The sequence below is a fragment of the Pseudomonas sp. P9_31 genome (assembly GCF_034008235.1).
GTDB lineage: Bacteria > Pseudomonadota > Gammaproteobacteria > Pseudomonadales > Pseudomonadaceae > Aquipseudomonas.
Window position 1 is genome coordinate 348,481 of sequence record NZ_CP125375.1, and the last position, 25,451, is coordinate 373,931.

The window sequence follows — 25,451 nt, forward strand, 5'->3', positions numbered from 1 at the left end:
CGCTGACATTTTTCTTGAGGACACAGAACATGAGCGAAATCCCTGTCGACCTGCGTTTTGCCGAAAGTCACGAATGGGCCCGTCTAGACCATGATGGCGGCGTGAAAGTGGGTATTTCAGACCATGCTCAGGAAGCCTTGGGTGATGTAGTGTTCGTTGAGCTACCGGAAATCGGCAAAGTGTTCGCTGCCGGTGAGGCTGCGGGTGTCGTCGAGTCGGTCAAGGCCGCGTCGGATATCTACTCGCCAGTCTCCGGCACAGTCATTGCCGTTAATGAAGAGCTGGCCAACAGCCCGGAACTGGTCAACAGCGCGCCCTATGACAGCTGGTTCTTCAAACTGGAGCCAAGCGATACCTCTGAGCTGAACAACCTGCTCGACGCGATGGCCTACAAGGCCGCTATCGGCGAGTAATTCATGTGGGAGCGAGCCTGCTCGCGAAAGCGGTGTGTCAGCAAACATTTATGCCAACTGACACGCCCACTTCGCGAGCAGGCTCGCTCCCACAGGTTCTACGGCTTTAGAACGGCTTTCACCGCTGCCACCGAACGCTCGACATCCGCTTTATCCATGGTCGTGAACATCGGTAGCGAGACGATCAGTCGTCCGACCCGTTCGGCTACCGGGAACATGCCTTCCTTGAACCCGCGTTCGCGGTAAAGACTCAGCAGGTGGATCGGCGGGTAGTGATAGCCGATACCAACCCCCAGTGCCTGCATCTGCTCCATGAACGTGGCCCGTGCCGGTTTGCCATCCTGGCGTTCCGGGAGCACCAGCTGGAACAAATGCCAATTGCTGTTCTCGAAGTCCGCAGGGGGCAGTTGAGCCCCGTATTGCGCTTCGAAGTCCTCGCCAAAGCAGGCGAAGTAATGTTTGGCCAGCTCACGACGATGAGCGGTGATCGCCTCGATGTGGGCAAACTGCCCCAGGCCAATGGCCGCCGCGACATCGGTCATGTTGAACTTGCCGCCCAGCACATCAACGTCCAGCCCATCGAAACCGCTGCGGGTGACGCCCTGCAAGCGGTACTTTTCCGCCAACCGCACTTCCTCGGCATTGTTCAGCACCAGGCAACCGCCCTCTGAGCAGGTGACGTTCTTGTTCGCCTGGAAACTGAAGGACACGAAATCGCCAGTCGCACCGATTCGCTGCCCGTTCCAGCTCGAACCCAATGCTTGGGCCGCGTCTTCCACTACTCGCAAACCGTGCTTTTTTGCCAGCGCGTAAAGGCGCGTCATGTCCACGGGCAGTCCCGCGAGAAACACCGGGATGATGGCTTTGGTGCGCGGGGTAATCGCCGCTTCAAGCTGAGCCAGGTCGATATTGCGGGTGACCGGGTCGATGTCGGCAAACACGGGCGTAGCGCCAACTTCCAGAATCACGTTGGCGGTGGCCACCCAGGAAATCGGCGTGGTGATCACTTCATCGCCCGGCCCGACTCCGGCAATACGCAACGCGATCTCCATGGTACAGGTGCCGGAATTGAACGTACGCACCAGGCGCCCGCCAAAATATTCCGAGAGTTGCGCTTCAAAAGCCTGCACCTTGGGGCCGCTGGTAATCCAGCCCGAGCGCAGCACATCGCCGACAGCGGCAATCGTGGCTTCATCGATGGTGGGTTTGGAGAAGGGCAGGAAAGACAGTTGGCTCATAAATGCAGATACCTGATCAGCGAACGTTTGTAGGCGCCGAGCATGATGATCCGGATTGACCAACGGCGCCACGCCATCCGTGCGGGTATCGACTGCTATGCTGGTTTGACCGTATCGCATCGACGCTGAGCGCCAGTCAAGAGAGAGCCCGTCATGTCCCAGTTGCCGTCCTTGAGTCAGTTACGCGACCCCAATGCTTTCCTGCGCCGCCACCTCGGGCCCGATGCCGCCGAGCAGCAGGCGATGCTCGACAGTCTCGGCCTTGGCAGCCGCGTCGAGTTGATCGAGCAGACGGTGCCGCCGGGAATTCGCCTCAACCGACCGCTGGACCTGCCGCCCGCCCTCGATGAAGAAGCCGCGCTAGCCAAATTGCGCAGCTACGCCGAACAGAACCAGGTCTGGACCAGCCTGATCGGCATGGGTTATCACGGCACTCTCACACCGGCCGTCATCCTGCGCAACGTGCTGGAAAATCCCGGTTGGTACACCGCTTACACGCCCTATCAACCGGAGATCGCCCAAGGCCGGCTCGAAGCGTTGCTGAACTTCCAGCAGCTGACCATCGACCTGACCGGTCTGGAACTGGCCAACGCCTCGCTGCTGGATGAAGCCACGGCGGCGGCCGAGGCCATGGCCTTGGCCAAACGCGTGGCCAAATCCAGAAGCAACCTGTTTTTCGTCGATGAGAATTGCCATCCCCAGACCATTTCCGTGGTGCAGACCCGTGCCGAAGGCTTCGGTTTCGACCTGATCATCGACGCTGTGGATAACTTGAAGCAGCATCAGGTGTTCGGCGCGCTGCTGCAATATCCCGACACCCATGGTGAAGTACGCGATCTGCGTCCATTGATCGATCATCTGCATGCCCAGCAAGCCCTGGCCTGTGTGGCGACCGATCTGCTGAGCCTGCTGTTGCTGACTCCGCCGGGAGAGTTGGGCGCCGATGTGGTGTTCGGTTCATCACAGCGCTTCGGTGTGCCCATGGGCTACGGCGGCCCGCACGCGGCGTTTTTTGCCAGTCGCGATGAATACAAACGGGCGATTCCCGGGCGGATCATCGGCGTGTCGAAAGATGCTCGCGGCAACGTGGCATTGCGCATGGCCCTGCAAACCCGCGAGCAACATATTCGCCGGGAGAAGGCCAACTCCAACATTTGCACCGCCCAGGTACTGCTGGCCAATATCGCCAGTTTCTACGCGGTCTACCACGGCCCGGAAGGGCTCAAACGGATTGCCCAGCGCGTCCATCGACTGACCTGCATCCTCGCCGCCGGCCTGGAACGTCACGGGATCACTCGTCTCAACCAGCACTTCTTCGACACCCTGACCCTGGAGGTCGGTGGTACTCAGACCGCGATCATCGAAAGTGCCCAGGCGGCGCACATCAACTTGCGCACTCTCGGTCGTGGGCTGTTGGGCCTGAGCCTCGACGAAACCTGTGACGAAGCCACCGTGGCGAAGCTGTTCGATGTATTTCTCGGTGCCGACCATGGGCTCAATGTCGACGAACTGGATGCTGAAGTCCTGTTGTCCGGCATCCCTGCGGAGTTGCAGCGCCGTACGCCTTGTCTGCGTCATCCGGTGTTCAACGCTCATCACAGCGAAACCGAAATGCTGCGTTACCTCAAGCAGCTGGAAAACAAAGACCTGGCGCTCAATCAGTCAATGATCCCGTTGGGCTCCTGCACCATGAAGCTCAATGCCACCAGCGAGATGATCCCGATCACCTGGCCGCAGTTCGCCAACCTGCACCCGTTCGTACCGAAAGAGCAGGTGGTGGGTTATTCGTTGATGATCGAGGAACTGGAGCGTTGGCTCTGCGCAATCACCGGTTTCGATGCGATCTGCATGCAACCCAACTCGGGCGCTCAAGGCGAGTACGCCGGGTTGCTGGCGATCCGCAAATATCACGAGAGCCGCCATCAAGGCGCGCGGGATATCTGCCTGATCCCGTCCTCGGCCCACGGCACCAACCCGGCCTCGGCGCAAATGGCCGGGATGCGGGTGGTAATCGTCGAGTGCGACGAGGCGGGTAACGTCGATCTGGATGATCTGAAGGAAAAGGCCACGCAGGCGGGGGACAAACTCGCCTGCCTGATGGCGACATATCCTTCGACCCACGGGGTCTACGAGGAAGGCATCAGCCAGATCTGTGAAGTTATCCACAGCCATGGCGGTCAGGTGTACATGGATGGCGCCAACCTTAATGCGCAGGTCGGGTTGGCGCGGCCGGCAGACATCGGTGCCGACGTGTCGCACATGAACCTGCACAAAACTTTCTGCATTCCCCACGGCGGTGGCGGACCGGGGATGGGCCCGATTGGCGTCCGGGCGCACCTGGCGCCGTTCGTCGCCAATCACCCGGTGGTGCCGATCGATGGCCCGCTGCCGGAGAACGGTGCGGTGAGCGCGGCCCCCTGGGGCAGTGCAAGCATTCTGCCCATCAGCTGGATGTACATTGCCATGATGGGGCCGCAACTGGCGGATGCGAGTGAGGTGGCGATCCTCGCCGCGAATTACCTGGCGCAGCATTTGTCCGGGGCGTTCCCGGTGCTCTACACCGGGCGCAACGATCGAGTGGCCCATGAATGTATTCTCGACTTGCGGCCGCTCAAGGCGCTGACCGGGATCAGCGAAGAAGACGTTGCCAAGCGCCTGATGGATTACGGCTTCCATGCGCCGACCATGTCGTTCCCGGTGCCGGGGACGTTGATGGTCGAGCCTACCGAGAGTGAATCGAAGGCGGAGCTGGACCGTTTTATCGGCGCGATGCTGAGCATTCGCGCGGAAATCAACGAGGTGCAGAATGGCAACTGGCCGGCGGAGGACAACCCGCTGAAGCGTTCGCCGCATACCTTGGCCGACATCACCGGGGTTTGGGAGCGGCCGTACAGCATCGAGCAGGCGGTGACGCCGGATGCTCACACCAAGGCCCATAAGTACTGGCCGGTGGTGAACCGTGTGGACAATGTCTACGGCGACCGCAATCTGTTTTGCGCGTGTGTGCCGGTGGACGAATATCGCTGAAGTCACGGAACACACAAACCCAATGTGGGAGCGAGCCTGCTCGCGATAGCGGCGTAACAGTCACTGATGGTTTCGACTGATCCACTGCTATCGCGAGCAGGCTCGCTCCCACAGGGATTTGCATCAGGCAAAAAAATGCCGCTCATCCAGAGCGGCATTTTGTTGAGCAACGAACCTTATTTCGAGGCGATGGCATTCTTCGCCAGGATGGCGTTCGCCAGTTCCATGTCCGTGGCTTGCAGGCCAGGGTTTTCAGCGCGGACTTTCTGCATGGCGGCTTCCAGATAGGGGCCGCGAATGGCGCCGTCACTGGCGACAAAGCTACCGGCGTCGTCCTGGGCGGCGACGACCAGTTTGTGATCCCTGGAGGTCAGGTAGGACGTACCGGTGGTGGCACCGGAAGTAAGGACGTTACGCAAAAAGCTGTCATCAGCCATCGCCGAACCGACTTGAAGGGACAACACGGCGAAGGTAGCGACAGCAAGTTTGAGACGCATAAAAGGTGACTCCACTGGGTTTTAACTGCGGCCTTTGATTGCCCATGACCCAATCGAGTTCCGTGACGTTAGTCGGCCCGCTCCACCAGTAAAATTGCCCCTTGCTGCCCGACCACCCGAACACGGCTGCCGGATGCGGTGTCGGGCCCCCGGGCCATCCACACGCCGTCGGCGACCTTGATCTTGCCGCGGCCGTCGACAATCGCTTCGGTGACCACGAACACCTTGCCGATCAGCTCTTGCCCTCGCAGGTTCAGGTTCGGCTGATCGCTGGCCCGCACCACACTGCGTTGACGTCTCCACCAGTACAGGGCGGTGAGGATTGAAAAGACGGCAAACAGCAGCACCTGCAATTCCCAGGGCAAGCCCGGTATCAAGAACGTCAGCACGCCGACGGCGGCGGCTGCCATGCCGATCCACAGCAGATAACCGCCGGCACCGAACACTTCGAGGATCAATAGCAGCGTGCCCAGGGCCAACCAGCTCCAGAACGAAAACAGTTCCATGGGCAGCGACCTCAGCCTTTCTTGCCGTCGAAGGTGGCTTTGACGATTTCGCCAATGCCACCGACGGCGCCGATCATCGAACCGGCTTCGAGCGGCATCAGGATCACTTTGCTGTTGTTGGCCGAAGCCAGTTTGCCCAAGGCATCGATGTACTTCTGCGCAACGAAGTAATTGACCGCTTGCACGTTACCGCCGGCGATGGCTTCGGACACCACTTTGGTGGCTTGGGCTTCGGCCTCGGCCTGACGCTCCCGGGCCTCGGCTTCGAGGAACGCCGCCTGACGGCTACCCTCGGCTTCGAGAATCTGCGCCTGCTTCTTGCCTTCGGCGGTGAGGATCGCCGAGGCGCGCAAACCTTCGGCTTCCAGAATCTGTGCGCGTTTGATTCGCTCGGCTTTCATCTGGCCGGACATGGCGGCCATCAGGTCGGCGGGAGGGCTGATGTCCTTGATCTCGATCCGGGTGATCTTGATGCCCCACGGCGCCGTGGCCTCATCGACGGTGCGCAGCAGCTTTTCGTTGATGTTGTCGCGCTGGCTGAGCATCGCGTCCAGCTCCATGGACCCGAGCACGGTGCGGATATTGGTTTGCAGCAGATTGCGGACGGCATGTTCGAGGTTGTTCACCTCGTAGGCAGCCTGGGCGGTATTGACCACCTGGAAGAAGCACACGGCGTCGATCTGCACGGTGGCGTTGTCGGCGGTGATGACTTCCTGGGGCGGAATGTCCAGCACGCTTTCCATCACGTTGATCTTGCGGCCGATGCGGTCCATCACCGGAATGATGATGCTCAGGCCTGGCTTGAGGGTGTTGGTGTAGCGGCCGAAACGTTCGACCGTCCATTCAAACCCCTGGGGCACCACTTTGAAGCCCATGAAAAGAATGGCCACGGCCAGCGCGACGAAGAGAATCAGTGCAATGCCCATAACGGTCCCTGTCCAGTCTGGTTGAGTTGCGATGACCAGAGTGTAGGGCAAAAGATTTGAATGCGACTTGGAGAGGCCAAATGCCGGTAAGTCTAGAAATTTGAGCGACGAAAATCCTGTGGGAGCGTGGCTTGCCCGCGAAGAACGATGACGCGTAATACCTGAAAAAACGCGGTGTATTCTTCGCGGGCAAGCCACGCTCCCACAGGTTATGCGTCCTGACTTGCCGGCATTAGGGGCTGTCTATTTCTGCTCACTCTGCGGCGTCACTCGCAACACCTCTTCGAGCGTGGTCAAACCCGCCGCCACTTTCTGCGCCCCCGACAAGCGCAAACTGCGCATGCCTTCCTTGAAGGCCTGGCGCCGGACCGCGAGCAAATCGGTGTCGGGGTTGATCAGCGCTTTGATGCCGTCCGTCAGCTGCATGATTTCGTAAACCCCGGCGCGACCGCGATAGCCGGTTTCGCGGCATTCCAGGCAACCGATGGCGCGTTGGGCATTGCCTGGCAATGGTGCTTGCCAGGGTCGGGTCAGGGTTTGCCAGTCGTCCTCACCCAAGGTCAGCGGCGCCTTGCAGTGAGGGCATAACGTGCGAACCAGGCGCTGGGCCATGACCCCTAGCACCGTGGCCTTGATCAGGTAATGCGGCACGCCGAGTTCCAGCAGGCGGCTGATGGCGCTCGGGGCATCGTTGGTGTGCAACGTCGACAGCACCAAGTGGCCGGTGAGTGCGGCCTGAATCGCCATCTCGGCGGTTTCGAGGTCGCGGATCTCGCCGATCATGATGATGTCCGGGTCTTGCCGCATCAGCGCGCGCACGCCGGCGGCAAAGGTCAGGTCGATGTTGTGCTGGACCTGCATCTGATTGAACGCCGGCTCGACCATTTCGATCGGGTCTTCGATGGTGCACAGGTTGACCTCTGGCGTCGCCAGTTTCTTCAGGGTGGTGTACAGCGTGGTGGTTTTGCCTGAACCGGTGGGCCCGGTCACCAGAATGATGCCGTTGGGCTGGCGGATCATGTCCTGCCAGCGGCGCAGGTCATCGGCGGAAAAGCCCAACTGATCGAAATCCTTGAGCAGCACTTCCGGGTCGAAGATCCGCATGACCATTTTTTCGCCGAATGCTGTCGGCAGTGTCGACAGCCGCAGTTCGACTTCGCCGCCGTCCGGGGTTTTGGTCTTGACCCGACCGTCCTGGGGTTTGCGCTTTTCCGCGACGTTCATTCGCCCCAGGCTTTTCAGGCGACTGACGATGGCCATGGTCACCTGCGGCGGGAATTGATAGACGTTGTGCAGCACGCCGTCGATGCGAAAGCGCACCGTCCCTTGCTCGCGCCGGGGTTCGATGTGGATATCGCTGGCCCGCTGCTGGAACGCGTACTGGAACAGCCAATCGACGATATTGACGATGTGCGCATCGTTGGCGTCCGGCTCCTGGTCGCTGGCGCCGAGGTTGAGCAACTGTTCGAAGTTGCCCAGGGTGCTGGTCTGCTGATCAGCGTTGGTGGCGCCGCTGACCGATTTGGCCAGGCGGAAAAACTCCACGCTGAAGCGCTGGATGTCCACCGGGTTGGCCACCACGCGCTTGATCGGCAGCTTCAACACGTGGGTCAGATCGGCTTCCCAGCCGCTGACGAAGGGTTGGGCGCTGGCCACGGTGACGGCGTCGCGGTCGATGGACACTGCCAGAATCTTGTGGCGTTGGGCGAAGGCATAGGACATCAGCGGCGTAATGGCCGCGACGTTGATTTTCAGTGGGTCGATGCGCAAGTAAGGCTGGCCGGCCTGCTGAGACAGCCACAGCGTCAGGCTTTCCAGGTCGAGATGTTTGCCGGGACGACTGAGGTCGTCCAGGTGTTGGCTGGCGATGAACTCCAGCGGGTGCTGCTGAGCATTTGTGGCGTGACGGCGGCGGGCGTTGAGTGCGTGTTCGGCCGAGTCCTGGCTGATGAAGCCTTGGGCGACCAGTTCACGCAGCAAATCGTTAAGGTCCAGCCAGCGGTCCTGAGTGGCAAGTTGAACGGACATGCGGGCTCCTTATGAACAACCGTTCGCAAAGGATAGCTGCGCTCCCGCAGACCGTTGGGCCACTACCGGACCAAGGCGTGTCGGTTTTTTTCAGGTTTTTTTTAACCAGCTGCCTGAACCGGCTCATCCCACGCAGAGTCAGCGGCTTGCAGATTCACTGAGCAGACGCTGATCAGGTTACGTAATTTTTCCGCGATCACCTGAGCACGGTGCCAGCTCAGGCCATCCATGACGATGTCGACCGACAGCAGATCGTCCATGCGCTGCACGTTGACCCGCTGCGGCGTCAGAAACTGCAAGGCGAACAGGTTGAGCGCCCGGCACAGCAGATCCGGCTCGGCCTCGGCCAGCAGTTGGTAATGAACCCGGCAGTGGGCGTTGCTGACGTTCCAGACATCGGCGCGGACGGGAAGGGTGTTCACGGCTTCAAGAGGCGGCATGATCGGGCTCCAAAATTACTGGAGGAATTTTTACATTCGGTGCGGGGTATTTCTTATCTATGATGGAGACTATTGACGGTTCTTCGAATCGTTCAATTCGATTTTATACAAACTATGGGTTTTTCTATGCACAGCGAGCTGGATGGCTATGACCGCAAGATTCTCGCGTTGCTGCAGGAGGACGCTTCGCTCTCCAGCGCGCAGATCGCCGAACAGGTGGGGCTCTCGCAGTCGCCATGCTGGCGGCGGATTCAGCGGATGAAGGAGGAGGGAATCATTCGCGGTCAGGTGACGTTGCTTGACCGCAAGAAAATCGGCCTTAACACGCAGATCTTCGCCGAGATCAAACTCAACGCTCACGGACGTTCGAACTTCACCGAATTCACCGAGGCGATTCGCGGTTTTCCCGAAGTGCTGGAGTGTTATGTGCTGATGGGGTCGGTGGATTTCTTGCTGCGGATCGTCACGGCAGACATCGAGGCTTATGAGCGCTTCTTCTTCGAGAAGTTGTCGATGGTGCCGGGGATTCAGGAGGTCAACTCGATCGTGGCCTTGTCGGAAATCAAGTCCACGACGAGTTTGCCGGTCTGAAGCTTTTGCGGTGAATGTGCTGGCCTCATCGCGAGCAGGCTCGCTCCCACACTTGATCTTCAGCGAACACAAAATATGTGTACGACAGATAACTCAAGTGGGAGCGAGCCTGCTCGCGATGGCGGTATTACAGACGCAGCAAAGTCTTCCAGGCACGATTCTGATACACCGCGATCGCCTGCTGCTTGCGCGCATCCAGCGACTCATCGGTGATCGGCTCGTTAGCTAGCAGGGCAAGCTGTTTCAGCTCACCGTACAGGCGATCCATTTCCGGGATGTCCAGCACGCTACGGGCGTGGTGCAGCCAGGCCTGGATACGCTCGATGCGCGGCAGTTGCTCGGCCAGGTCCTCCGGCTGTTGCTGGTAACGCTGCAATTGCAGCGAGTTGGCTTCTTCGCCCAGAAGGCGTGGCAGCCAGCTGCCCAGTTGCGCGGCGCCCTGGCGATTGCCACGGGTGTTGCGATCGGCAGCCCAGGTACGGGCCAGCAACCAACGCGAAGTGTTCAGCGAGAACAGGCCCCAACGCGGGTCTTCCAGCTCTTCGAGGAACTGCTCCGGCGCGGCTTTGCGCACGTCTTCGTCGTCCAGGCCGGCTTGTACCAGCGGGCGCCAGTCTTCCAGCAAGGCATCCAGCGCGACCCGCAGATCGTGAGTCGACTGACGCGGCGCGGCCTGACCGAGGCTGCTGATCAGCGCGCGCATTTCAGCGAGGTTCTCGACCCAGTCCTGCAGCAGGCGCCAGTGGCCATTGAAGCGATATTGCTCGGCCAGGCGCTGGCTGCTGCCCAGTAAATGCCAGCACAGGGCGGCGAACGCATCGTCCAGCGGCATTTCGGCGGTGATCTGCGGCGCCGGCAAGCTCAGCGAGTAGCTGTTGGCGTCGAACAGGCGATAACCGCGTTCGGCCTTGCTGATGTCGCATGGCATCAGCGGCAGGGTCGCGGCCAGTTCGGCGGCCAGTTCCAGCAGCGCGGCCGGCTCGCCTTCGCGCAGTTCCAGTTCCAGTTCGCAGATTTCTTCTTTCTGCTTGCCGACCACCACGTGGCCCAGGTCCAGCGCGGCTTCGATGACCACTTTGGTCTTGCCACGGCCCCAGGCGATTTCCGCGCGTTCGCGAACGAAATCGGTGGTGAAGATGGCTTTCAGGGTTTTCTTGTCCAGCTCGGCCAGCTCTTCGGGCCAGCATTCGCCGTCGAGTTTCTTCACGTCGAGCTTGGCTTTGGGTAGATCCCAGTCGTATTCGTGACGCTCGGACAGGCCGGCGACGCTCTGGCCACGGGTTTTGAGGGTCTGAATCACTTCTTCGCCATCGCGGCGCAGGCGCAGGGCAACCTTGGCGCGGGCCAGATCGCGCTCGGGCGTGTCGAAGTACTGGTTCATCAGTTCACGGCGTTCCCAGCCACTTTTGTTGCGTTTTTTCAGTAACGGGTGCTCGCGCAAGGCGGCGAGGGTTTCGCGGCTGACGCGGAGTTTGATTTCGGTTTCTTTCTGCATGGCCGGAAAATCCAGGATCGGGAGCGCAGCCGGGGGAATGTGTGGCTGCCAAGGTCGTGCAGTGTACAGGACTCACCCGAGATAGGGTCTGTAGCGGTTTATTCCTGTCGCCGGATGGTTCTATGATGGACTTCAATTCGGGAGTGTTGGGAGTCAGCGATGCCTTTGCCGTCCATGAAAGATCAGTTCGCTGCGCTGATTGCCGCGCCGTCCGTCAGCTGTACCCAACCCAGCCTGGATCAAACCAATCGGCCGGTCATCGACTTGTTGGCGACATGGCTCGGGGACTTGGGTTTTGCCTGCGATATCCAGCAGGTCAGCCCCGGCAAATTCAACCTGCTGGCCAGTTTCGGTTCTGGCCCCGGCGGCCTGGTGCTGGCTGGTCACAGCGATACGGTGCCGTACGACGCGGCGCTGTGGCAGACCGACCCGCTGAAACTGACGGAAGTGGACGGCCGTTGGGTCGGCCTGGGCAGTTGCGACATGAAGGGTTTTTTCGCCCTGGCCATCGAAGCGGTCAAACCCTTGCTCGACCAACCGTTCAAGCAACCCTTGCTGATCCTCGCCACCTGCGATGAAGAAAGCTCGATGTCCGGGGCTCGCGCCTTGGCCGCAGCCGGGCGTCCACTGGGCCGGGCGGCGGTGATCGGCGAGCCGACCGGGCTGAAGCCGATCCGTCTGCACAAAGGCGTGATGATGGAGCGTATCGACATCCTCGGTCAGAGCGGTCACTCCTCGGACCCGAGCCTGGGCCATAGCGCCCTCGAAGCCATGCACGATGCCATCGGTGAACTGCGCGGCTTGCGTCTGGCGTGGCAGCGGGAATTTCGTAATCCGCAGTTCAGCGTGCCGCAGCCGACGATGAATTTCGGCTGTATTCACGGTGGCGATAACCCCAACCGCATCTGCGGCCAGTGCTCCCTGGAGTTTGACCTGCGTCCGCTGCCGGGCATGGATCCCGGCGCCCTGCGCGCGGCGATCCTGGAGAAGCTCAACCCCATTGCCGCGCGGCACCAGGTGAAGATCGATTACGCGCCGCTGTTCCCCGAAGTGCCGCCGTTCGAGCAGGCCGAGGACTGTGAATTGGTCCGGGTCGCGGAAAAGCTCACCGGTCATCGCGCCGAAGCAGTGGCGTTCGGCACGGAAGCACCTTATCTTCAGCGTCTTGGCTGTGAAACACTGGTCTTGGGGCCCGGCGATATCGCCTGCGCCCACCAACCGGGGGAATACCTCGAGATGTCACGTTTGCAGCCTACCGTGCATCTATTACGTCAACTGATCGAACATTACTGCCTGACGCCGGGCAAAACGGCGATGTCAGTCAGTTGAGCGCATATACAAGTGGGAGCGGGCTTGCTCGCGAATAGGGAGTGTCAGTTGATATTAATGTGCCTGATACGCCGCCTTCGCGAGCAAGCCCGCTCCCGCAGGTTCTGTGTTTTGACTGGCTAACCGTATAAATTGCCGATGTCCCAACCCGTATTCATGAGGAGAGCGCGCGTGTCGCCAAGCCTGTTCCGACGATAACCATCAGCCCGCTGTGCGTTTATTGCGTTACTCTTTTTTCGGCTGCTATTTATTACAGGCCCAGGTTCATGCCCGAATACGTCAATTGGCTTCGTCACGCTTCGCCTTACATCAACGCCCACCGCGATTGCACCTTCGTCGTCATGCTGCCTGGCGACGGCGTGGAGCACCCGAACTTCGGCAACATCGTCCACGACCTGGTGCTGCTGCACAGCCTGGGGGTGCGTCTGGTGCTGGTTCACGGTTCCCGTCCGCAAATTGAAACCCGCCTCGCTGCTCGCGGCCTGACCCCGCATTACCATCACGGCATGCGCATCACCGATGCGGCGACGCTGGAGTGCGTGATCGATGCGGTTGGCCAACTGCGCATCGCCATCGAAGCGCGGTTGTCCATGGACATGGCCTCGTCGCCGATGCAGGGTTCGCGCCTGCGGGTTGCCAGCGGCAATCTGGTCACCGCACGGCCGATCGGTGTGCTCGAAGGTGTCGACTACCACCACACCGGCGAAGTGCGCCGGGTCGACCGCAAGGGCATCAATCGCCTGCTGGACGAACGCTCCATCGTGCTGTTGTCGCCGTTGGGTTACTCGCCGACCGGTGAGATCTTCAACCTCGCTTGCGAAGACGTCGCTACTCGCGCGGCCATCGACCTTGGGGCAGACAAGCTGCTGTTGTTTGGCGCGGATCTCGGTCTGATCGACGAAAATGGTCGTCTGGTGCGCGAACTGCGTCCGCAACAGGTGCCGGCGCATTTGCAGCGTCTGGGCAGCAACTATCAGGCCGAGCTGCTGGACGCGGCCGCTGAGGCGTGCCGGGGCGGTGTGGCGCGCAGTCATATCGTCAGCTATGCCGAAGACGGCGCGCTGCTGACCGAACTGTTCACCCGTGACGGTGGCGGTACGCTGGTGGCTCAGGAGCAATTCGAAGTTGTGCGCGAGGCTGCTATCGAGGATGTCGGCGGTTTGCTGGACTTGATCAGCCCGCTGGAAGAGCAGGGCATTCTGGTGCGTCGTTCCCGCGAGGTGCTGGAGCGTGAGATCGAGCAATTCAGCGTGGTCGAACGTGAAGGCATGATCATCGCCTGCGCGGCGCTGTATCAGATTGCCGATTCGGATGCGGGGGAGTTGGCGTGTCTGGCGGTGAACCCGGAGTACCGCCATGGCGGTCGCGGCGATGAATTGCTGGAACGCATCGAAACCCGCGCCCGGGCTCAGGGGCTGAAAACCTTGTTCGTGCTGACCACCCGGACCGCCCACTGGTTTCGTGAGCGGGGTTTCGTGCCGAGCAGCGTCGAACGGCTACCGTCGGCGCGGGCGTCGCTTTACAACTACCAGCGTAATTCGAAGATCTTCGAAAAAGCGCTCTGACGAAATGGCCGTCGGTGTCTCGGCTTTTGTGGCGAGGGAGCTTGCTCCCGCTGGGTTGCGAAGCAGCCCCAAAACCAGTGAACGCGTTATGACTGATTCACCGCGTTGTCGGGTTTGGGAGTCCTCCGGCCTCCAGCGGGAGCAAGCTCCCTCGCCACGGGGTTACTCGGCGACAAACTTCGCGCTGACATACGGCGAATAATCCGGCAGCACCGTTTCTACCTTTCCTTGCTCCTTCAAGAACTTCGCCGTCTCGCCAATCGCCTGGGCCGTGCCACCGTCCAACAGCGCGGTGATCCGTTGTGCCTTGGCATCCGGGAAGGCGGAACCAGCCAGCAGTTCCGGCACATCGAGGGCATTGGCACCGGTCAGTTTGGCGATTTTCTGCACCGGTACCGAATCGACGTGAGATTCGCTGCCTGGGCGGAGAAAGAAAATACTAGCGATATACAAACTGTAACAAATTGACTAGATAGTGCGCGTTTAGCCATGATGGCGTCGCCTTTTCGAAAGTGATTGACGTATAGGGGATGCGGCAACGCTAATCGATCTAAAAAAAGGCCAATAAATACCATTTAGGAATTAGCTTGTGAGTCGATACCTTGTGATCCGGCTCGAATCATTGGTAGCGAGCTATATTCCTAAAGGGTATGAAAAAGAATTGAATAATTCTTTTTGGGTTTATGAGGAAATCATTACCCTGCAGGGACCAAATTACTGCGGTTAGACCTTGGTCGTAGACACACATGGTGCAATTGACTTGGCAGTCACGGTCCGGTGCTAATCGCGCATCTGTGGATCTGGGGCGTTAGACCCGAGACCAAAGAACACAAAAATTAGAACGAGGAGCGATACATGAAGAAGTCCACCTTGGCCCTGGCTGTGGCCGTAGGGGTTTTGGCGCAGCAGGCAGGCGCCGCCGGTTTCATCGAAGACAGCAAGGCCACATTGGGGCTGCGTAACTTCTACATCAACACCGATAACCGCGATTCTGCTGCCAGCACCGCTGCGGGCGTTCAGAACAAAAACGAAGAATGGGGCCAAGGCTTCGATCTGCGTTTCACCTCGGGCTACACCCAAGGCACCGTTGGCTTCGGTATTGACGCTATCGGCCTGCTGGGCGTGCGCCTGGACTCGGGTGGCGGCACTAACGGTGCTACTTCGACTTCTTACGGCGGCACTGTTTTCCCAAGCAAGTCCAACGGCGAAGCGGTTGATAACTTCTCCAGCCTGGGCCTGACTGCCAAAGCCAAGATATCCCAGACTGAACTGAAGTTGGGCACCCTGCAGCCAAAACTGCCGGTGATTGTGACCAACGACGGTCGCATGCTGCCGCAAACCTTCCAGGGCGGTCAGATCACCTCGAACGAAATCAAAGACCTGACACTGGTCGGCGGTCAGATCGAGCACGCCAAGGGCCGTAACTCCAGCAACAACGAAGAACTGTCGATTGCTGGTGCGAACGCTCACACTGCTGCCGGTCGTGACAGCAACAAGTTCATCTACGGTGGCGGTGACTACAAAATCACCAAAGACCTGACTGCCCAGTACTACTACGGCAACCTGGAAGACTTCTACAAGCAGCACTTCCTGGGTCTGGTGCACAACTGGTCCATCGGTCCGGGCGTACTGAAAAGTGACCTGCGTTACTTCAACAGCAAAGACGATGGTGCCAACGGTCACAACTCCAGCTACTACACAAGCGGCTACTACCCGGACAGCACCCCTAAAACCAAGGGTAAAGTCGACAACAACCTGTACAGCGGCTTGTTCCTGTATACGGTTGAAGGTCACACCTTTGGTGGCGGCTACCAGGTCAGCAGCGGCAACAGCGACTTCCCATGGTTGAACCAGGGTGACGGTTCGTCGGCCTACCTGACCACCGACATGCAGATCCAGAAATTCGCCCGTGCCGGCGAACGTACCTGGCAAGCTCGCTACTCCTATGACTTCGCCAAGGTCGGCCTGCCGGGCGCTACCGCCGGTATCGTTTACCTGAAAGGCGATGACATTGATAACGCTTCTGGCGACAACCTCAGCGAGTGGGAACGCGACCTGACCCTGTCCTATGTCGTTCCGGAAGGCAAGCTGAAAAACCTGGGCTTCACCTGGAAAAACGCCATGTGGCGCAACGACGTCCCAGGTCAGCGCGACCAGGACGAAAACCGTCTGATCGTCAGCTACTCGATCCCGCTGTTGTAATAGCGCTCGCGTAACCGACGTAAAAAAGCCCCGCCCGGCATCACGCCGGGCGGGGCTTTTGCGTTTTCAAGGCGGGCTCACCCCCGTAAACCCTCCTTGAAGTTCCCCTTTTTTGCAGCAACTCAAGGCCTTCTCGAACCTTGTGATCGATGTTCGTCCCGATGGCCGTTCAGGTCCAGTGAACAGATCTTTAATATTCTTTCCAGGTCTAAATAAATCGATATTTATTCTTTTTAATTAATATTGAACGCAGGCACAGTTGAGCTCAACAAGCACTCACCAGGAGCAGCACCATGAGCCTCAGACTTGGCGATATCGCCCCCGATTTCGAACAGGATTCCAGCGCCGGCACCATCCGTTTCCATGAATGGCTGAGCGATAGTTGGGGCGTGCTGTTTTCCCATCCGGCGGACTTCACGCCGGTGTGCACCACCGAGTTGGGCTTTACCGCCAGGCTCAAGGATGAATTCGCCCAGCGCGGCGTCAAAGCCATTGCTCTGTCGGTAGACCCGGTGGACTCGCACCACAAGTGGATCGAGGACATCAACGAAACCCAGAGTGCCATCGTTAACTTCCCGATCCTCGCCGATGCGGACCGTAAAGTGTCCGACCTCTACGACCTGATCCACCCGAACGCCAACGACACCCTGACCGTGCGTTCGCTGTTCGTGATCGACCCGAACAAGAAGATTCGGCTGACCATCACTTACCCGGCGAGCACCGGCCGTAACTTCAATGAGATTCTGCGGGTGATCGATTCGCTGCAGCTCACCGACAACTACAAGGTGGCCACTCCGGCGAACTGGCAGGACGGTGATGAGGTCGTGATCGTGCCGTCGCTCAAGGACGAAGATGAAATCCAGCGACGTTTTCCCAAGGGGTATCGGGCGGTGAAGCCTTACCTGCGCCTGACACCGCAACCTAATCGTTAGCGATCTGTTCAAGGCATACACCAAAGCAGGGGATTTCGGGCCGTTTCGACGGCCTGTTTTTTGGCTGGAAAAGACAATTGGCATATTCATTTAGGGAATAATCAAATGAATAAATATGATTTATAGATATATAAATCGCCTGCTAAGGTCACTCCATCGACGCGAGATCGCAAGCCGCGTATCGCCAACACCGCTCAAGGAATTGTCTGAATGCTGGTCGTCTCACTCGGTGGCAGTCCCAGCCCACGCTCCCGTTCCGGGGTGCTGCTGGAACGCTCCCAACGCTGGTTGCAAGCGCAAGGTGTGGAAGTGGTGAGTTATCAGGTACGGGACTTCCCGGCCGAAGACTTGCTGCATGCCCGCTTCGACAGCCCGAAGGTGATCGACCTGTTGCAACAGATTGATAACGCCGATGGATTGCTCATCGCTACACCGGTTTACAAGGCGTCGTTCTCCGGTGCGCTGAAAACCGTACTCGATCTGCTGCCCGAACGCGCCCTGAGCCACAAGGTGGTTCTGCCGATGGCCACCGGCGGCAGCATCGCCCACATGCTGGCGGTGGATTACGCGCTCAAGCCGGTGTTGTCGGCGTTGAAGGCCCAGGAAATGCTCCACGGGATTTTCGCCGTAGACAGTCAGATCGCTTACGGCGAAGGCAGTGCCCAGGCGCAGTTGGCACCGGAGCTTGCACAACGACTGAATGAATCGCTGGAGCTGTTTTTCAGCGCCATGGCCCGACGGCCGAAACCGCTCGATCCGAACCTGTTGAACGAACGTTTGTTGAGTGCTCGCTGGAGCATTTAAGCCGGCACTTAAGCCACACCTGAATTTGAAGTACTCACCTTACTCAGCCGCTAACGGCCAAGCAGGTGCAGCCAAAACCCAACTGCAAAAAGGAGAGCGCTATGCGCACTGTCATTTTGCGTCGTGGTCTGGTCGCTCTGTTTGCTGCGGCTGTGTCCTTCGGCGTCATTACTCAAGCTCAAGCCGAGACGTTGCGAATCGGCTATCAGAAATACGGCACTCTGGTGCTGCTCAAAGCTAAAGGCACCCTGGAAAAACGCCTCGCCGCCCAAGGCGTGGACGTGCAATGGACTGAATTCCCCGGAGGCCCGCAACTGCTCGAAGGCCTGAACGTCGGCTCCATCGACTTTGGGGTCACCGGCGAAACGCCGCCCGTGTTCGCCCAGGCGGCCGGCGCCGATCTGCTCTACGTCGCCTACGAGCCGCCAGCGCCGCACAGCGAAGCGATCCTGGTGCCGAAGGACTCGCCGATCAAATCGGTGCAGGAGCTCAAGGGCAAGAAAGTCGTGCTCAACAAAGGCTCCAACGTGCACTACCTGCTGGTGCGCGCACTTGAAGACGCCGGCCTCAAATACACCGACATCCAGACCGTGTTCCTGCCTCCAGCCGATGCCCGTGCCGCGTTCGAGCGTGGCAGTGTCGATGCCTGGGTGATCTGGGACCCGTACCAGGCCGCCGCCGAACAACAACTGCAAGCGCGCACCCTGCGCGATGGCAAAGGCATTGTCGACAACCATCAGTTCTATCTGGCGACCAAGCCTTACGCGCAGAAAAATCCTGAAGTGATCAAAACCCTGGTGGAAGAAGTGCGCGCGGTCGGCGAATGGTCCAAGGCCAATCCCATCGAGGTAACCCAACAGGTTTCGCCACTGCTCGGCCTGCCGACGGACATCACCCTGACTTCGGTGAAACGCCAAGGCTACGGCGCGCTGTTCCTGACCCCAGAGGTGGTCGCCGCCCAGCAGAAAATCGCCGACAGCTTCTACCAACTCAAGCTGATTCCGAAACAGCTGAGCATCAAAGACGTGATCTGGACGCCACCGGCGGCCGTGGCCAAAGCGCAGTAATTCGATTCCCCAAGGAGACCACTCCATGAGCCTCAATATCTTCTGGTTCCTGCCTACCCACGGCGACGGCCATTACCTTGGCACCGCCGAAGGCGCTCGCGCCGTCGACCACGGTTATCTGCAACAGGTCGCGCAAGCGGCGGATCGTCTGGGCTTCGGCGGGGTGCTGATTCCCACGGGGCGCTCCTGCGAAGACTCGTGGCTGGTGGCCGCGTCGCTGATCCCGGTGACCCAGCGTTTGAAATTTCTTGTTGCCCTGCGCCCCGGGATCATTTCCCCGACGGTGGCGGCACGTCAGGCCGCGACACTGGATCGCTTGTCTGGCGGTCGTGCGCTGTTCAACCTGGTTACCGGTGGCGATCCGGAAGAATTGGCCGGCGACGGTTTGTTCCTCAGTCACGAAGAACGCTATCAGGCCTCGGTGGAATTCACCCGTATCTGGCGCCGGGTACTGGAAGGCGAAACCGTCGATTACGACGGTCAGCACATCAGCGTGAAGGGCGCCAAGTTGCTCTATCCGCCGATTCAGCAACCGCGCCCGCCGCTGTATTTCGGTGGCTCGTCGGAAGCGGCGCAAGACCTTGCGGCGGAGCAGGTCGAAATGGTCCTGACCTGGGGTGAGCCACCGGCCGCCGTGGCAGAAAAGATTGAGCAGGTTCGCGCCAAAGCCGCGAAGCTCGGCCGCACCGTGCGCTTCGGCATTCGCCTGCATGTGATCGTTCGCGAAACCAACGCCGAGGCGTGGCAGGCCGCGGATCGACTGATCTCTCATCTGGACGACGATACCATCGCCCGTGCCCAGGCTTCTCTGGCGCGTTTCGATTCGGTCGGCCAGCAGCGCATGGCGGCATTGCATGGTGGCAGTCGCGACAATCTGGAAGTCAGCCCTAACCTGTGGGCCGGCGTCGGTCTGGTGCGCGGCGGTGCCGGCACGGCGCTGGTCGGCGATGGCCCGACCGTGGCCGCTCGGGTGAAGGAATACGCCGATCTGGGCATCGACACGTTCATCTTCTCCGGTTATCCACACCTGGAAGAATCCTACCGGGTGGCTGAGTTGCTGTTCCCGCACCTGGACATCGAGCGTCCGGAACTGCCGAAAAGCGCCGGTTACGTCAGCCCGTTCGGCGAGATGGTGGCCAACGACATTCTTCCCAAAGCCGCGTCCCAGAGCTGAGGCGCCGCCATGAAGAAAATTATCCACAGCCTCGCGCCCTGGGCGTTGCCGCTCTTGCTGCTGGCGGTATGGCAGTTGTCGGTGTCGGCGGGCTGGTTGTCGACGCGGATTCTGCCGGCGCCGATCGCAGTGATCGAAGCGGGTGTGAGCCTGTTCCGCAGCGGTGAAATCTGGACTCACCTAGCCATCAGCGGCTGGCGCGCGGCGCTCGGTTTCGCCATTGGCGGCGGCATCGGTCTGGCCCTGGGTTTCATCACCGGCCTGTCGAAATGGGGCGAACGCCTGCTCGACAGTTCGGTGCAGATGATCCGCAACGTGCCGCACCTGGCGCTGATTCCGCTGGTGATCCTGTGGTTCGGCATCGACGAGTCGGCGAAGATTTTCCTGGTGGCGTTGGGCACATTGTTCCCGATCTACCTCAATACGTATCACGGCATCCGCAACGTCGATCCGGCGCTGGTGGAGATGGCGCGCAGTTATGGCTTGTCCGGTTTCAGTCTGTTTCGCCAGGTGATCCTGCCGGGGGCATTGCCTTCGATTCTGGTCGGCGTGCGTTTTGCCCTGGGCTTCATGTGGCTGACCCTGATCGTCGCCGAAACCATCTCCGCCAGCTCCGGTATCGGCTACCTGGCGATGAATGCCCGGGAGTTCTTGCAGACCGACGTCGTGGTGCTGGCGATTCTTTTGTACGCGGTGCTCGGCAAGCTGGCCGACCTTGCGGCGCGCGGACTTGAACGTGTGTGGCTGCGCTGGCATCCGGCCTATCAGGTTGCCAAGGGAGGTGCCGCATGACGGCTCAACAACCTCCACGCCTGCTGCGCGGAATTCCGCTGGCAGTACGCAAGCTGCAAAAGACCTTCGGTTCGCGGCAAGTGCTGCGTGAAATCGACCTGCACATTCCGGCCGGGCAGTTTGTGGCGGTGGTCGGGCGTAGCGGCTGCGGCAAAAGCACCTTGCTGCGCTTGCTCGCCGGTCTCGACAAACCCACGGGGGGCGAGTTGCTTGCAGGCGCAGCGCCGCTGAGTGAAGCCCGGGAAGACACCCGACTGATGTTCCAGGAAGCACGTCTGCTGCCGTGGAAAAAGGTCATCGACAACGTCGGTCTCGGGCTCAAGGGCAACTGGCGGCCGCAAGCATTGGACGCGCTGGAAGCGGTCGGCCTGGCGGATCGCGCCAACGAGTGGCCGGCAGCGTTGTCCGGTGGGCAGAAGCAGCGTGTGGCCCTGGCTCGCGCGCTGATCCATCAACCGCGCTTGCTGCTGCTCGACGAGCCCCTGGGCGCACTGGATGCCTTGACCCGAATCGAGATGCAGCAACTGATCGAACGGCTCTGGCAACAGCATGGCTTCACCGTGTTGCTGGTGACCCACGACGTCAGCGAAGCGGTGGCGATCGCCGATCGGGTCATCCTGATTGAAGAGGGCGAAGTCGGCCTCGACCTGACGGTGGAACTGCCGCGCCCTCGGGTTCGTGGTTCCCATCGGCTGGCGGCGCTGGAAACCGAAGTGCTCAATCGCGTGCTGTCCTTGCCTGGCCAACCGCCGGAACCGGAACCTGTTTCACCACTGCCTGCGCAATTGCGCTGGGCTCAATAACTTAAAGATTCATCCAACGACAGGAATCAACATCATGACTATCAAAGCCATCAACGTTCGTAACCAGTTCAAAGGCTCGATCAAGGAAATCGTGCTGGGTGACGTGTTGTCGGAAATCGACGTTCAGACAGCCTCCGGCATCGTCACTTCGGTGATCACCACCCGTTCGGTGAAAGAGCTGGAACTGGTGGTCGGCAGTGAAGTGATCGCGTTTGTGAAATCCACCGAGGTGTCGATCGCCAAGTTGTAAGTGCGTGCGCAAACAACAACCCCGGAGGGTGTGAGCCCTGATCGTTCCCACGCAGAGCGTGGGAACGATCAAAGCACTTCGCGCTTGGGCAGATAGGGTGGCAAATACAACCCAAGATAAGCATCAAACACCCGCATCCCTTCCTCAGCCATTCGCGGCGTGATCTGCCCATGCTGCTGTACCGAGCGTGCATACACCCGGTCTCCCAGCTCCATGGCGAGCGCAAACACATCGACATCACTTGGCAGCTTCGGCAGTTCGAAGTGGTGATCGAACAGCTTGTGCATCAGGTCGCCGAGCTCGATGTCGTGCTGGCGGTCAGCCTGGGTGACTTCGGTCAGGCCGTGCTGGGCGAGGATCAGTTGGCGGGCGGCGGCGTCTTCGTCGTAGATGGCGAGCATACGTTGTTCCACCAGTCGCGACAGGTCGCGCCAGCCGTTGAGGGCGCTGTGGTCGATGGGGGCTTGCAGGCAGGCACGGAACGCGGCGTGGACGTCGGCGGTCAGGGCTTCAAGCAGGGCCGGAACGCTGGCGAAGAAATGGTAGACGGAGGAGGGCGGGATCTCCGCGCGCTCGGCGACGCTGTAGATCGACAGACTGGCCACCCCCTCGGCGGCCAGCAGCGTGCGGGCGGCATCGAGTATCGAGTCGATCCGGGCCTGACTGCGGGCGCGGGGTTTGCGAATGGTGGCGGTGCGCGTCATTGAAGTCTCCTGCGGGGCAGCGGGCATTGTACGAGCAGGGTTTGATGTTGTCTGCCAGGACGCCTTCGCGAGCAAGCCCGCTCCCACAGGGAACTGCTGTGGACGCAATATCTGTGTGCATCACACGACACTGTGGGAGCGGGCTTGCCCGCGATCCGCCGCAGGCGGCCATAAAAAAACGCCGCAGGCTGTGAGGCCAACGGCGTTGTTTTTTACTGCACCCACTTACACGGTATGCAGGTACCAGTTGTACTCAAGGTCGGAGATGGAGTGTTCGAACTCCTCCAGCTCGCTCTCTTTACAGGCCACGAAGATATCGATGTATTTCGGATCGATGTACTTGGCCATGACTTCGCTGTCGTCCAGCTCGCGCAATGCATCACGCAGGTTGTTTGGCAGGCTTTGCTCGTTCTGCTCGTAGGAGTTGCCTTCCACGGGTGCGCCCGGTTCGATCTTGTTGGTCAGGCCGTGGTGCACGCCCGCCAAAACCGAAGCCATCAACAGATACGGGTTGGCATCGGCGCCGGCCACACGGTGTTCGATGCGCACGGCATCGGAGGAACCGGTCGGTACGCGGATCGCCACGGTGCGGTTATCCAGGCCCCAGCATGGCGAATTCGGCACGTAGAACTGTGCGCCGAAACGACGGTACGAGTTGACGTTCGGGCAGAGGAAAGCCATCTGCGCCGGCAGGGTCTCGAGCACACCGCCGATCGCGTGACGCAGTGCGGCGTTCTGCTCGGGATCCTCGCTGGCAAAAATGTTTTTGCCATCTTTATCAAGAATCGAGATATGGACGTGCAGACCGTTACCCGCCTGGCCTGGGTAAGGCTTGGCCATGAAGGTGGTGTCCATCTCATGGTCGTAGGCGATGTTTTTGATCAGGCGCTTGAGCAACACCGCGTAGTCGCAGGCCTTGATCGGGTCGGCCACGTGGTGCAGGTTCACTTCGAACTGCGCCGGAGCACTTTCCTTGACGATCGCGTCGGCAGGGATGCCTTGCTCTTTCGCACCTTCCAGAATGTCCTGGAGGCAGTCGACGTACTCGTCGAGGTCGTCGATCAGGTAGACCTGGGTCGAGTGCGGGCGTTTACCGGAGATCGGCGAGCGCGGAGGTTGCGGGCGGCCGTTCACGTTTTCCTGGTCGATCAGGTAGAACTCCAGTTCGAACGCAGCGCAGATGGTCAAGCCCATCTCGTCAAACTTGGCAACGACTTGACGCAGGACTTCGCGAGGATCGGCGAAGAATGGCTCACCTTCGAGTTCGTGCATGGTCATTAACAGTTGCGCGGTCGGGCGCTTCTGCCAGGGCTCATTGCACAGGGTGTCGGGGATTGGATAGCAGATTCGGTCAGCATCGCCGATGTCCAGGCCCAGGCCGGTGCTTTCCACCGTCGAGCCATTGATATCCAGAGCAAATAGAGAGGCCGGCAGGTTGATGCCTTTCTCGTAAACCTTGTGGAGGCTGGTGCGTTCGATGCGCTTGCCGCGCACCACACCATTCATATCCGCAATCAGAAGGTCAACGTACAGAACCTCAGGATGTTCCTTAAGGAACGCGTTCGCTTCGTTAAGCTGAACGGCACGCGGGGGTACCGACATGATGCAACACCTTTGTTGTTAAAAATATCAATCATTGATCTCTTCGGATTCCAGTCAACCCGAACGGCATGCCGAAGTCAAGCGAGGCCTTTTTTGCCCTAAAAAAGCGCTCGTTGGGCTTTTTTGAGGCACTTTGGAGCGTTTTTTTGCCTTCTGACGTCTTGGTCCCCGCGAGCTTGAGCGGGCCGTGTTGTATTTTTTACGGGGGTGTTGTGTAAAAAAATGAACAAGGCTAAGCTCGATTCAAACCCATAACAGCAATAATACCGGGGTGCTTCATGTCTCGCCTGCCGTTAATCGGCGTCACCGCCTGCTCAAAGCAGATCGGTCTGCATGCTTATCACATCAGTGGCGACAAATACGTACGCGCCGTGGCTTCAGCTGCCAAGGGCCTGCCGTTGGTCCTTCCATCCCTGGCGGATCGACTGGCGCCGTCCGATATTCTGGACGCTCTGGACGGCATTCTCTTTACAGGCTCTCCTTCTAATATAGAACCGTTTCACTATAACGGCCCGACCAGCGCGCCAGGCACTGCTCATGATTCTGCACGCGATGCCACTACTCTCCCGCTGATCCGCGCCGCTGTCGAGGCCGGCGTTCCCGTGCTCGGCATCTGCCGCGGCTTCCAGGAAATGAATGTGGCGTTCGGCGGCAGCCTGCATCAGAAGGTTCATGAGGTCGGTCCCTTCATGGATCACCGTGAAGACGACAGCCTGCCGCTGGAAGGGCAGTACGCCCCCAGTCACCCGGTGCACGTCCAGCCGGGCGGTGTACTGGCGGGCCTGGGCCTGTCTCGCGAGATTCAAGTCAATTCGATTCATGGTCAGGGCATTGAACGACTGGCGCCGGGACTTCGCGTGGAAGCCGTAGCGCCCGACGGGTTGATCGAAGCCGTCTCTGTGATCGAAGGCAAGGCATTTGCTTTGGGCGTGCAATGGCATCCTGAATGGCAGGTAAGCTTGAATCCTGACTACCTTGCGATTTTCCAGGCATTTGGCGATGCCTGCCGCAAGCGCGCACGACAACGCGACGCCGATGCGTCAAATAACGCCTGACTTATAAAAGT

Annotated in this window: 23 protein-coding genes and 1 pseudogene; 14 read left to right on the top strand and 10 right to left on the bottom strand. The window is 59.7% G+C overall.

All coding sequences use genetic code 11. The features are described from left to right. Positions 1-29: 29 nt before the first annotated feature. Positions 30-413 carry a glycine cleavage system protein GcvH gene (gene gcvH / locus QMK51_RS01550; RefSeq protein ID WP_320392967.1) on the top strand — a complete coding sequence of 128 codons (384 nt, stop codon included), beginning with the start codon at positions 30-32 and terminating at the stop codon, positions 411-413. A gap of 98 nt (positions 414-511) precedes the next feature. On the opposite strand, the gene QMK51_RS01555 is transcribed toward gcvH, so the two are convergent. Further along, the gene (locus QMK51_RS01555) at positions 512-1,651 is read right to left on the bottom strand and encodes a DegT/DnrJ/EryC1/StrS aminotransferase family protein (RefSeq protein ID WP_320392968.1); all 1,140 of its coding nucleotides are present in this window, start codon (positions 1,649-1,651) and stop codon (positions 512-514) included. Positions 1,652-1,804: 153 nt separating this feature from the next. Between QMK51_RS01555 and gcvP the strand changes: the two genes are divergently transcribed. Then, a complete protein-coding gene (gene gcvP, locus QMK51_RS01560; protein WP_320392969.1) occupies positions 1,805-4,678 on the top strand; it encodes an aminomethyl-transferring glycine dehydrogenase in 2,874 nt (957 codons plus the stop codon). A gap of 176 nt (positions 4,679-4,854) precedes the next feature. On the opposite strand, the gene QMK51_RS01565 is transcribed toward gcvP, so the two are convergent. From QMK51_RS01565 to QMK51_RS01585, 5 genes are all read right to left on the bottom strand, one after another. Then, positions 4,855-5,175, bottom strand: a complete 321-nt coding sequence (locus QMK51_RS01565) for a DUF2388 domain-containing protein (RefSeq protein ID WP_320392970.1) — start codon at positions 5,173-5,175, stop codon at positions 4,855-4,857. Between the two features lie 68 nt (positions 5,176-5,243). Continuing rightward, positions 5,244-5,681 (bottom strand): NfeD family protein, encoded by a 438-nt coding sequence (locus QMK51_RS01570; protein ID WP_320392971.1) that lies wholly within the window; start codon positions 5,679-5,681, stop codon positions 5,244-5,246. 11 nt (positions 5,682-5,692) lie between these two features. After that, positions 5,693-6,607: an SPFH domain-containing protein gene (locus QMK51_RS01575; protein WP_258698578.1), complete on the bottom strand. Its 915-nt coding sequence runs from the start codon at positions 6,605-6,607 to the stop codon at positions 5,693-5,695. Positions 6,608-6,850: 243 nt separating this feature from the next. Further along, positions 6,851-8,635 carry a GspE/PulE family protein gene (locus QMK51_RS01580; RefSeq protein ID WP_320392972.1) on the bottom strand — a complete coding sequence of 595 codons (1,785 nt, stop codon included), beginning with the start codon at positions 8,633-8,635 and terminating at the stop codon, positions 6,851-6,853. Between the two features lie 101 nt (positions 8,636-8,736). Next, positions 8,737-9,075 (bottom strand): hypothetical protein, encoded by a 339-nt coding sequence (locus tag QMK51_RS01585; protein WP_320392973.1) that lies wholly within the window; start codon positions 9,073-9,075, stop codon positions 8,737-8,739. A 126-nt stretch (positions 9,076-9,201) separates the two neighbouring features. Here QMK51_RS01585 and QMK51_RS01590 point away from each other — a divergent pair, with 126 nt between their 5' ends. Then, entirely contained in the window at positions 9,202-9,666 is a 465-nt protein-coding gene (locus tag QMK51_RS01590; protein ID WP_046045137.1) for an Lrp/AsnC family transcriptional regulator, read from the top strand. A gap of 127 nt (positions 9,667-9,793) precedes the next feature. Here the strand turns inward: QMK51_RS01590 and QMK51_RS01595 are convergent, their stop codons facing one another. Continuing rightward, the gene (locus QMK51_RS01595) at positions 9,794-11,161 is read right to left on the bottom strand and encodes an inorganic triphosphatase (protein ID WP_258698581.1); all 1,368 of its coding nucleotides are present in this window, start codon (positions 11,159-11,161) and stop codon (positions 9,794-9,796) included. Positions 11,162-11,320: 159 nt separating this feature from the next. On the opposite strand from QMK51_RS01595, the gene argE reads away from it, so the two are divergent. Both argE and argA read left to right on the top strand, forming a co-directional pair. Beyond that, entirely contained in the window at positions 11,321-12,490 is a 1,170-nt protein-coding gene (gene argE / locus QMK51_RS01600; protein ID WP_320392974.1) for an acetylornithine deacetylase, read from the top strand. A gap of 266 nt (positions 12,491-12,756) precedes the next feature. Beyond that, positions 12,757-14,055: an amino-acid N-acetyltransferase gene (gene argA / locus QMK51_RS01605; protein WP_007899457.1), complete on the top strand. Its 1,299-nt coding sequence runs from the start codon at positions 12,757-12,759 to the stop codon at positions 14,053-14,055. A gap of 162 nt (positions 14,056-14,217) precedes the next feature. Here argA and tauA read toward each other — a convergent pair. Beyond that, a pseudogene (gene tauA / locus QMK51_RS01610) lies at positions 14,218-14,457 on the bottom strand (taurine ABC transporter substrate-binding protein); the annotation flags it as partial. A gap of 453 nt (positions 14,458-14,910) precedes the next feature. Here tauA and QMK51_RS01615 point away from each other — a divergent pair. From QMK51_RS01615 to QMK51_RS01650, 8 genes are all read left to right on the top strand, one after another. Then, on the top strand, positions 14,911-16,257 hold the full coding sequence (locus tag QMK51_RS01615) for an OprD family porin (RefSeq protein WP_258698583.1): 1,347 nt from the start codon (positions 14,911-14,913) through the stop codon (positions 16,255-16,257). Between the two features lie 293 nt (positions 16,258-16,550). Beyond that, complete coding sequence (locus QMK51_RS01620; RefSeq protein WP_320392975.1) at positions 16,551-17,189, top strand: peroxiredoxin; 639 nt, start codon at positions 16,551-16,553, stop codon at positions 17,187-17,189. Between the two features lie 210 nt (positions 17,190-17,399). Beyond that, a complete protein-coding gene (gene ssuE / locus QMK51_RS01625; RefSeq protein WP_258698585.1) occupies positions 17,400-17,993 on the top strand; it encodes an NADPH-dependent FMN reductase in 594 nt (197 codons plus the stop codon). Positions 17,994-18,094: 101 nt separating this feature from the next. After that, the gene (locus QMK51_RS01630) at positions 18,095-19,060 is read left to right on the top strand and encodes a sulfonate ABC transporter substrate-binding protein (RefSeq protein WP_320392976.1); all 966 of its coding nucleotides are present in this window, start codon (positions 18,095-18,097) and stop codon (positions 19,058-19,060) included. 25 nt (positions 19,061-19,085) lie between these two features. Continuing rightward, positions 19,086-20,234 carry an FMNH2-dependent alkanesulfonate monooxygenase gene (ssuD, locus tag QMK51_RS01635; RefSeq protein ID WP_007939251.1) on the top strand — a complete coding sequence of 383 codons (1,149 nt, stop codon included), beginning with the start codon at positions 19,086-19,088 and terminating at the stop codon, positions 20,232-20,234. Positions 20,235-20,243: 9 nt separating this feature from the next. Further along, positions 20,244-21,026 (top strand): aliphatic sulfonate ABC transporter permease SsuC, encoded by a 783-nt coding sequence (ssuC, locus tag QMK51_RS01640; RefSeq protein WP_258698588.1) that lies wholly within the window; start codon positions 20,244-20,246, stop codon positions 21,024-21,026. Beyond that, a complete protein-coding gene (ssuB, locus tag QMK51_RS01645) occupies positions 21,023-21,829 on the top strand; it encodes an aliphatic sulfonates ABC transporter ATP-binding protein (protein WP_320392977.1) in 807 nt (268 codons plus the stop codon). The genes ssuC and ssuB overlap by 4 nt, the downstream gene beginning before the upstream one ends. A 34-nt stretch (positions 21,830-21,863) precedes the next feature. Further along, positions 21,864-22,079 carry a TOBE domain-containing protein gene (locus tag QMK51_RS01650; protein ID WP_003229256.1) on the top strand — a complete coding sequence of 72 codons (216 nt, stop codon included), beginning with the start codon at positions 21,864-21,866 and terminating at the stop codon, positions 22,077-22,079. Positions 22,080-22,147: 68 nt separating this feature from the next. Here QMK51_RS01650 and QMK51_RS01655 read toward each other — a convergent pair whose 3' ends face one another. Both QMK51_RS01655 and QMK51_RS01660 read right to left on the bottom strand, forming a co-directional pair. After that, entirely contained in the window at positions 22,148-22,783 is a 636-nt protein-coding gene (locus tag QMK51_RS01655; RefSeq protein WP_320392978.1) for a TetR/AcrR family transcriptional regulator, read from the bottom strand. A gap of 225 nt (positions 22,784-23,008) precedes the next feature. Beyond that, entirely contained in the window at positions 23,009-24,385 is a 1,377-nt protein-coding gene (locus tag QMK51_RS01660; protein ID WP_320392979.1) for a glutamine synthetase family protein, read from the bottom strand. 278 nt (positions 24,386-24,663) lie between these two features. On the opposite strand from QMK51_RS01660, the gene QMK51_RS01665 reads away from it, so the two are divergent. Next, positions 24,664-25,440, top strand: a complete 777-nt coding sequence (locus QMK51_RS01665) for a gamma-glutamyl-gamma-aminobutyrate hydrolase family protein (protein ID WP_320392980.1) — start codon at positions 24,664-24,666, stop codon at positions 25,438-25,440. Positions 25,441-25,451 lie beyond the last annotated feature (11 nt).

Coding starts and splice junctions, on each gene's coding strand:
- argE (WP_320392974.1), top strand. CDS start 11,321: ATGCCTTTGCCGTCCATGAAAGATCAGTTCGCTGCGCTGATTGCCGCG.
- QMK51_RS01555 (WP_320392968.1), bottom strand. CDS start 1,651: ATGAGCCAACTGTCTTTCCTGCCCTTCTCCAAACCCACCATCGATGAA.
- QMK51_RS01580 (WP_320392972.1), bottom strand. CDS start 8,635: ATGTCCGTTCAACTTGCCACTCAGGACCGCTGGCTGGACCTTAACGAT.
- ssuC (WP_258698588.1), top strand. CDS start 20,244: ATGAAGAAAATTATCCACAGCCTCGCGCCCTGGGCGTTGCCGCTCTTG.
- QMK51_RS01565 (WP_320392970.1), bottom strand. CDS start 5,175: ATGCGTCTCAAACTTGCTGTCGCTACCTTCGCCGTGTTGTCCCTTCAA.
- argA (WP_007899457.1), top strand. CDS start 12,757: ATGCCCGAATACGTCAATTGGCTTCGTCACGCTTCGCCTTACATCAAC.
- QMK51_RS01665 (WP_320392980.1), top strand. CDS start 24,664: ATGTCTCGCCTGCCGTTAATCGGCGTCACCGCCTGCTCAAAGCAGATC.
- gcvH (WP_320392967.1), top strand. CDS start 30: ATGAGCGAAATCCCTGTCGACCTGCGTTTTGCCGAAAGTCACGAATGG.
- ssuD (WP_007939251.1), top strand. CDS start 19,086: ATGAGCCTCAATATCTTCTGGTTCCTGCCTACCCACGGCGACGGCCAT.
- QMK51_RS01570 (WP_320392971.1), bottom strand. CDS start 5,681: ATGGAACTGTTTTCGTTCTGGAGCTGGTTGGCCCTGGGCACGCTGCTA.
- QMK51_RS01650 (WP_003229256.1), top strand. CDS start 21,864: ATGACTATCAAAGCCATCAACGTTCGTAACCAGTTCAAAGGCTCGATC.
- ssuB (WP_320392977.1), top strand. CDS start 21,023: ATGACGGCTCAACAACCTCCACGCCTGCTGCGCGGAATTCCGCTGGCA.
- QMK51_RS01655 (WP_320392978.1), bottom strand. CDS start 22,783: ATGACGCGCACCGCCACCATTCGCAAACCCCGCGCCCGCAGTCAGGCC.
- QMK51_RS01630 (WP_320392976.1), top strand. CDS start 18,095: ATGCGCACTGTCATTTTGCGTCGTGGTCTGGTCGCTCTGTTTGCTGCG.
- gcvP (WP_320392969.1), top strand. CDS start 1,805: ATGTCCCAGTTGCCGTCCTTGAGTCAGTTACGCGACCCCAATGCTTTC.
- QMK51_RS01575 (WP_258698578.1), bottom strand. CDS start 6,607: ATGGGCATTGCACTGATTCTCTTCGTCGCGCTGGCCGTGGCCATTCTT.
- ssuE (WP_258698585.1), top strand. CDS start 17,400: ATGCTGGTCGTCTCACTCGGTGGCAGTCCCAGCCCACGCTCCCGTTCC.
- QMK51_RS01615 (WP_258698583.1), top strand. CDS start 14,911: ATGAAGAAGTCCACCTTGGCCCTGGCTGTGGCCGTAGGGGTTTTGGCG.
- QMK51_RS01585 (WP_320392973.1), bottom strand. CDS start 9,075: ATGCCGCCTCTTGAAGCCGTGAACACCCTTCCCGTCCGCGCCGATGTC.
- QMK51_RS01620 (WP_320392975.1), top strand. CDS start 16,551: ATGAGCCTCAGACTTGGCGATATCGCCCCCGATTTCGAACAGGATTCC.
- QMK51_RS01660 (WP_320392979.1), bottom strand. CDS start 24,385: ATGTCGGTACCCCCGCGTGCCGTTCAGCTTAACGAAGCGAACGCGTTC.
- QMK51_RS01590 (WP_046045137.1), top strand. CDS start 9,202: ATGCACAGCGAGCTGGATGGCTATGACCGCAAGATTCTCGCGTTGCTG.
- QMK51_RS01595 (WP_258698581.1), bottom strand. CDS start 11,161: ATGCAGAAAGAAACCGAAATCAAACTCCGCGTCAGCCGCGAAACCCTC.